Here is an 8,063-nt window from a genome sequence, read left to right on the forward strand (position 1 = left end):
TTCATAAGCTAATTTTAAAATGTTTATATAACTTTATTTATATATTGACCCTTTTTAATTAACCAATTTTTTTAAATTATGATGAATGATTACTTTTCTCTGAGTTATCGAAATTTAGCTAAGCTCAGATGGCAAGCATCATTAGTAGTTCGGAATGCTCCCAATTCTAGTGGTAAATTGCGAACCTCATGGATTATGAGTTTGTTGTTAGTTGCTATGTTTATGTTTAATTATAATGCTTGGTCACAAGTTGCGAATTATTCCTTTTCTTCAACTACTTCAACTTACACACCACTAGTTGGTGGAACAGTTGTTAATACAACTGCTGGATTATCAACTTCAATGTCAACCAATTCGGATGACGGAGCAATCTTAGTTACATTGCCGTTTACCTTTACATACAATGGCACAGCTTACACTCAAGCTACGATGTGTACAAACGGATGGGTCGGTTTAGGAAGTCAACTTACTGTCACTGCTGCGCAAGGTAGAGCAGGAGGTAATTTATTTACTAATACAGTTCCAAATAACGTTCTAGCTGCTTGGTTTGGTGATGGTAATGCTAATTTTCCATCGCCTAATCCAGGTAGTATGAGACATGGTTCTTCAGGAACAGATGTTTATACATTTGAGTATAATCAAGTAACTGGTAATGGGTTCACTGCTGGTACTACAATTTTAATATCTTATCAAGTTAGAATTTATGGACCAGCGTCCACAAATCCTGGTAGAATTGAATTTATTTATGGTCCACGAATTGGAACAATTTCTACAGGTAGAGCAATTGGAATTGCTGGAATTAATACAGATTACATCAATGCAGTAACAGGAAATAGTACTGCTACGACTACAGCAAGTGCTTTTCCTGCGGTAAACACAACTTATGTTTTTTCACCACCTAATCTATGTACAGGTACTCCTGTAGCAGGTTCAGTGGCACCAGCTTCACAAAATGTTTGTACGCTTTCAATACCAAGTGCTTTAACAGTTTCTGGTTTTACAACTGGAGTTGCTGGAATAACTTTTCAATGGTTACAATCTTCAACTGGTTTACCTGGTTCATTCGTTTCTGCTATTGGAGGGTCTGGAGCTTCTACAATTACATACACACCACCAGCATTTACTGGAACAACAATATATTATGCATGTCGTGTAACGTGCTCTAATGGTGGAGGATTTGCTGATACAGCACCGGTGGTTATAAGTACACCTGCTTCGCCTGCAACGCAAGTATCTGCTACTGTTTCTAGTGCTATTACAAATACAGGGTTTACAGTAAGTTGGACGAATGGAAATGGCGGAGCAAATGGTAGAAGGCTTGTTATTATCAGTCCTTCGACTATTGTTGATCCAGTTAATGGATCGGCAGCGGTTTATACTCCTAATACAGTTTATTCTGGTTCAGGTCAGCAAGTTGTTTTTGACGGAACTGGTACATCTGTTTCTATTTCAGGTTTAACTTGTGGTACTTCTTACAACGTAAAAGTATATGAATACATTCGTTGTGGTTCTGGTCCTTATGATTACTACTACAATTTGACTACTGGAACTAATGCTATTTCTGTGTCTACTACTTCACCAGCATTAGCTACATTGCCAGTAAATAACAACTTTACTGGATTTACAGGTTCAAATTTAGCAACTGTTTTCCCTGCATGGAATGAGGCCTTGGGTACTGCTCAAAACTTAAACCCATCCGGAACAACTTCAGCTTGGACAAGTAGTACTGGTTTTGCTGGTGTTACAACTGCCAAAATTAATTTATATTTAGCTACTAGAAATGAGTGGATTATTTCACCTAAAGTTAATTTAACTGCTGCTAGTAGAATTAAATTTAAAGCTGCCATTACAGAATTTGCTTCAGTAGCCGTTGATGCTTCTGGAGGAATGCAAGGAACAGATGATAAAGTAAGAGTTTTGATTTCAACCGATGGATGTGGTCTTGTTTGGACTCCATTATATACTTTTGAAGCATCAAATACTACTACATTGACAAATGTTTTGACTGATTTTACATTAGATTTATCAGCATACACTGGTCAAACTGTTCAGTTAGCATTTCAAGCAACTGATGGTCCATTAGATGAAACACCAGATTATGATTTTCATATTGCTGATGTTAAAATCGAATTGACTCCAACATGTTTCGAGCCTACAGCATTAACAGCAACAGTTCCTACAACATCTGGAATTACATTAAATTGGACTGCTCCAACATCAGGAGTACCGGTTTCTTATGAATATGAAATTCGTTCTTCTGGAACTCCAGGAAGTGGAGCAACTGGCTTAGTATCTTCTGGTTCAGTTTCAGCTCCAACAACTAATGCTGTTATAACAGGTTTATCATCATCATCATCATTTAGTGTTTATGTAAGAACTTTTTGTGGCGGAGTAGATAATAGTGCTTGGACTTCAGCAACTAATTTCAATACATTGTGTGCGCCATTTATAGCTCCTACTACAGCCCAAACATTTGATACTTTTGTACCAAATTGTTGGACTTTAGCAACAGGTACTTTAGCAGCTTCATCAACAGTTACTCCAGCTACAAATGGATGGTTTACAGAAGCTGGTTTTGGTAATACTGGAACTAACAAAGCGGTAAGAATTAATTTATACAGTACTAAAAATGACTGGTTGATTTCTAATGAAATTAATTTAGGAACTGGTGGGTACCGTATTAGATATAACATGGCTGTGACTAGTTATTTAGGTACAGCACCACAAACTACTTTAGCAACTCATAAAGTTGATGTAGTAGTATCTACTGATGGTGGAGCAACATGGTCAAATGCTAATGTTGTTAAAACTTACACTGATGTTGGTTCTTATAGTGCTACAGGTCAAACAGAATATATAAATATTGGAAATTACACAGGAAATGTGAAAATTGCTTTTGTAGCAACTACTACTTCAACATCTCCAGATATTGATTTTCATGTTGATGATTTCCAAATAGAAACTATTCCAACTTCTATAGCAAGTTTTTCTCCTAGCCCAGTTTGTTCTGCAGGTGGCGATACAATAACTATTTCTGGTTTTGCACTTTCTGGTGTAAATTCAGTTCAATTTAATGGAGTTAATGCAGCTTCATTTACAGTTGTTAATAATAATACTGTTACTGCAGTTACACCAGTTGGTGTTACTTCGGGTTTAATATCAGTAGCAACTGCAACTGCAACTGCAAATAGTGCCTCAGCTTTAGTTGTAAATCCAACTCCAGCTGTAGCTCCTATTATAGCTGCAGGAAGTGCTACAGCATTATGTATGCCAAATACATTGGCTTTAACAAATGCTACTGCTTTAGGTGTTTGGGGCGTTGTTAATGGTACAGGTACAGCAACTATTAGTGCTAGTGGAGTACTTACAGGTACTTCAGCTGGAACAGTTACAGCTACTTATACAGTAACAGATGCAGGTTGTCCAACGACAGTTTCTTATGCAGTTGATGTAAGAGAGCCAGTTGCTATTTCTACTCAACCAGTAGATCAAACAGTTGTTTCATCAGGTGGATTGTTTAGCGCAACATTTAATCTAGTTGCTTCAGGAACAGGAATTTCTTACCAATGGGAAGAATCTACAGATGGAGGAACAAATTTCAATCCAATAACAAATGGTGGAATTTATAGTGGAGCAACATCAAATAGTTTATCTATAACTAATGGTGCTGATACTATGAATGGTAATTTATACCAATGTGTAATTACAGGAACTTCTCCATGTGATCCATTAGTTTCAAATTCTGTTTTACTAAATGTAGGAAATACAGGTATTGCAACACAACCAAGTAATAGTAATTTATGTGGTTCAGGAACTGCTACTTTTACAGTTGTAGCTTCAGGAACAGTGGTTGAGGAAGATTTAGCTGCTTTACCAAGTCCGATATATTCTTACCAATGGTATGAAGATACAGGTTTAGGAGGAGAAGCTATTGTTAATGGTGGTGATTATTCAGGGGCTAATTCAGCTACTTTAACAATTGCTAATAGAACAGTTGCTAATTCAGGAACGAATTATTATGTTGTAATTAACGGTCCAGCTAACGATCCAACATCGATTACTGTTACATTAAATGTAAATACAGCTCCGGCAATTGATACAAATCCAACAAACCAAACAGTTTGTTTTACTGGAGGAACTGCTACATTTACAACAGCAGCTTCTGGATCATTTACAGGTTACAAATGGCAATATTCATCTGATGGAACAAATTACAACGATGTTGTAGCAGGAACTCCAACTGGCGCTTCTTATACAGGTGCTGCTACAAGTTCATTATCTGTTACAACAACAGCTGCAACTCCAGTAGCTGGTCCTCATTATTATAGATCAGTTGCATTGGGTTCGTCTCCTTGTTCAGATACAAATTCAATAGGAGCTGAGTTAATCATAAATAACCCAACAATAACTGCTAATCCAGTTGCTACAACGGTTGTTGGTGGAGGTACAGCTACCTTTAATGCTACAGCAACAGCAGCTTTACCATTAACTTATCAATGGCAAAGAGCAACAACTTTAGGAGGAACTTATTCTAATGTTGTTGATGGTACTCCAGCAAATGTTACTTACTCAGGTGCTACATCAAGTACACTTTCTGTAATTACAACTTCATCTACAGCTGCAAGTACAGCTAATTTCTATAGAGTAGTATTAAATCCAGGAGGATGTTCTAGAACTTCTACTGGAGCACAATTAACAATTAATAATTATTGTGCTATTCCTGCTGCTACAAGTACTGCTTCTTTTTTTGATGCTTTCACTACTACAGGAGGTGTTACAAATATTAATAATACAGCTTCAGGATTTTCTGCTGGTGGTTATGGAAACTTTTTAGCTCAAAGCGTTTCTCAACTTCAAGGTCAATCAGTTAATTTTGCTACAGCATTAACAGGAACTACTGTTGGTGTAGCTGTTTGGGTTGACTGGAATCAAAATACTATTTTTGAAACTACAGAAAGAGTTGCAAATACAACAGGTTACATATCTACATTTTCTGGAAGTTTTGTTGTTCCAGTAACAGCAACACCAGGAAATACTAGAATGCGTATTATGATGGATTTCAATAATTCAAATCCAACTAGCGCATGTCCTGCAACAGGAGGAAGAAGAGAAGTAGAAGACTATACATTTACTGTATTAGTTCCACCTCCTTGTTCAGGTACTCCAACTGCAGGTACAGCAACATCTTCTGTTGCTAACGTTTGTTTTTCAGGTACTGCTAATTTATCAGCAACTGGATTTAGCACAGGAGTAACAGGTATTACAATGCAATGGCATAATTCTGCAGGGCCAATATCTGGAGCCAATAGTGCTACATTCACAACTCCTACTTTATCATCTCCAGAATCTTATTTCTTGAGAGTTACATGTACTAATTCAGGTCAGTCGTCTGATACTAATATTATTAATATAGGCGTAAATGCTCCGTCGGTAGTTTCTACTTCGGCTGGTTCACGTTGTGGAGCAGGAACAGTTGTTTTAGGAGGAACTCCATCTTCAGGAGCAACATTAAATTGGTATGCTTCTGCAACTGGTGGAACATCATTAGCTACAGGTAATACATTTACGACACCAAGTATTTCTTCAACAACAAATTATTATGTTGAGTCAAACATTGGTGGTACATCTTCAAATGTTGGATTAGTTTCACCTGCTGGTGCAGGAACTCCTTCTACACAAACTGTAGCTTGGAATGTAAACTTCACAACACTTTCAGCTACAACCTTAACTTCTGTAGATATTTATCCATTAACATCGGGTGTTAATGGTGTAATCACAGTTAGAAATGGTTCAACTGCCTCAGGAACAGTTATTAAAACTATCAATTATACAACAAATGTTAGTGGAGGAAATACACCACAAACAATTTTAATTGACGCTCCACTTACAGCTGGTAGTTATAATTTATATACTGATACGCTTCCTACAGGAGGAATAAGAAGAAATAACTCGGGTGCTGTTTATCCATATACTTCTGCATTAGCTAATATTACAGGAAATGGATTTGATAACACCTATTTTATGGGATTATACAATTGGATTTTTGGTAGTGGATGTGTTTCTTCAAGAACTATGGTAACTGCTACTGTAAACACTCCACCAGCATTGTCAATTAGCGCTGCTAGTGAAACAATTTGTGAAGGTTCTTCAACTAACAACGTATCTATAACTTCAACAGTTGGAGATTATGATAATTATGTTTGGTCTCCTTCAACAGGAGTAAGTGGAAATTCAGGTTCAGGTTATGTATTTAACCCAACTGTTACTACTGTTTATACATTAACTGCTACTAATAGCGCAGGATGTATTAATACAGCTACTTATACAGTAAATGTTAATCGAAATCCAGCTCCAGTTATTACTAATTCTGGAAATGCAACTACAGCTTGTTTAGGTGAAATTAAAACGCTAACTGCTTCAGTTGCTCCAGCAATTCCAGGTTCAGTAACATTATCATTTGGTAGTAATTTAGTCTCTGAAGGATCTGCTGAAGCTACTTATCCATTAACTATTTCTGGAATTCCTGCTGGTGCAGTGGTAACATCTGCTCAATTGTTGTTGAATAATGTGGCAGCAGTTGGAGGATCTTGGAGAAGTGAAATTAGGGTAGCATTATCTGGAGCTCATACTTTAGCTCCTACACAAATTTCTACATTAGGTTCGGTAGGTGCTATTACACCAAACCCAGTTATTAATTTAACAGGATTTAATGCGACTAGTGGTATTGTGAATTTGTTATTAACAGAAACTTTAGACGACTTAAATGATGATGCAACTTTTGGTTCAGCTTCATTAGTGATTAATTATTTAATCCCTTCTGGAATAGTTTGGTCTCCATTAACTGGTTTATATACAGACGTTGAAGCTACTGTTCCTTACACAGGAACAGCTACTAATACAGTTTATACAAAAATTGATGCGCCTGTTTCTTATACAGCTACAGCTTCAACACCTGCAGGTTGTTCTAGAGGAACTACAAAATCATTTACTATTGCAACTTCAGGTTGTCCAACAACAACTTCGTTAGTACCTGCGACATGTGGAACTACATTGTCTGGTTGGTATTCAACAGTAACAGCTACTTGGTATAATTTTGCACAAGGCTATAAGTTTAGAATTACTAAAGTAGATTTAAATACGAATGCACCAATAGCTAATCCAATTGTTATTGAAAGACCTGTAAATAACATTTCTTTAGCTAACGTACCAAATACTACTTATAATTCAAGATACATGTTTGAAGTTTCTGTTAAACTTAATGGTGCTTATCAACCGTTCTATGGTGCACCATGTTATTTAAACACACCAAATCCAGTTTCAACAATTGGAGCACAATGTGGAAGCACGTTAACAGCAATGAACCAATGGATTAATGCAGCAGCAGTTTCTAGTGTTACTGCTTATAGATTTAGAGTTACCAGAGTAATTGCAGGTGTTCCAACAGGAACTTCTCAAGAAACTACTCAAGGTATGAATAGATTTAATATGACTCAATTGTCAGGTATCTTGTTTGATAGTACTTACAGAGTAGAAGTTTCATTAAGAAATACTGATGGTACCTTCTTACCTTATGGTACACCATGTGATATCAATACTCCAGCTTATCCTACTACACAAGTTAGAACGGTTCAATGTAATAACTATCAAGTTACAAGTAACTCAGAGTTAATTATTGCAGACGGAGTAAATGGAGCAACCATGTACAGATTTAGAGTTTACAACGGAGTAGATTATGATACGTTCTTTGATAACACATTAAATCGTTTTACATTAAACAACTTCCCTGGATTAATTCCAAACGGAGAAAGTTATTCTGTACAAGTTGCGGTTAAGTTACCAAATGAGCCAAATTTTGGTCCATACAATAAAGTGTGTACCATCAAAACTCCAATGCAAGCAAGAGCTATTGCATCAGATGTTCAATTAGAAGTAGTAAATGTTTTTGAAGCTTTAGCTTATCCAAACCCATTTGCAGAAAACTTCAAGTTGGATGTAAAAACTAATAGCGAAGCAAGTATTCAAGTTAGAGTTTATGACATGATAGGAAAACTAGTAGAAGACAA

General features: G+C 36.5%; 1 protein-coding gene. It reads left to right on the plus strand.

Going from position 1 to position 8,063, the window contains the following annotated elements:
- Positions 1-78: 78 nt before the first annotated feature.
- Positions 79-8,063: GEVED domain-containing protein (locus tag ACIQ06_RS12245; RefSeq protein ID WP_396146699.1), on the plus strand; the 7,985-nt coding region annotated here is incomplete at its 3' end.

It is taken from the genome of Flavobacterium sp., assembly GCF_044341265.1.
GTDB lineage: Bacteria > Bacteroidota > Bacteroidia > Flavobacteriales > Flavobacteriaceae > Flavobacterium.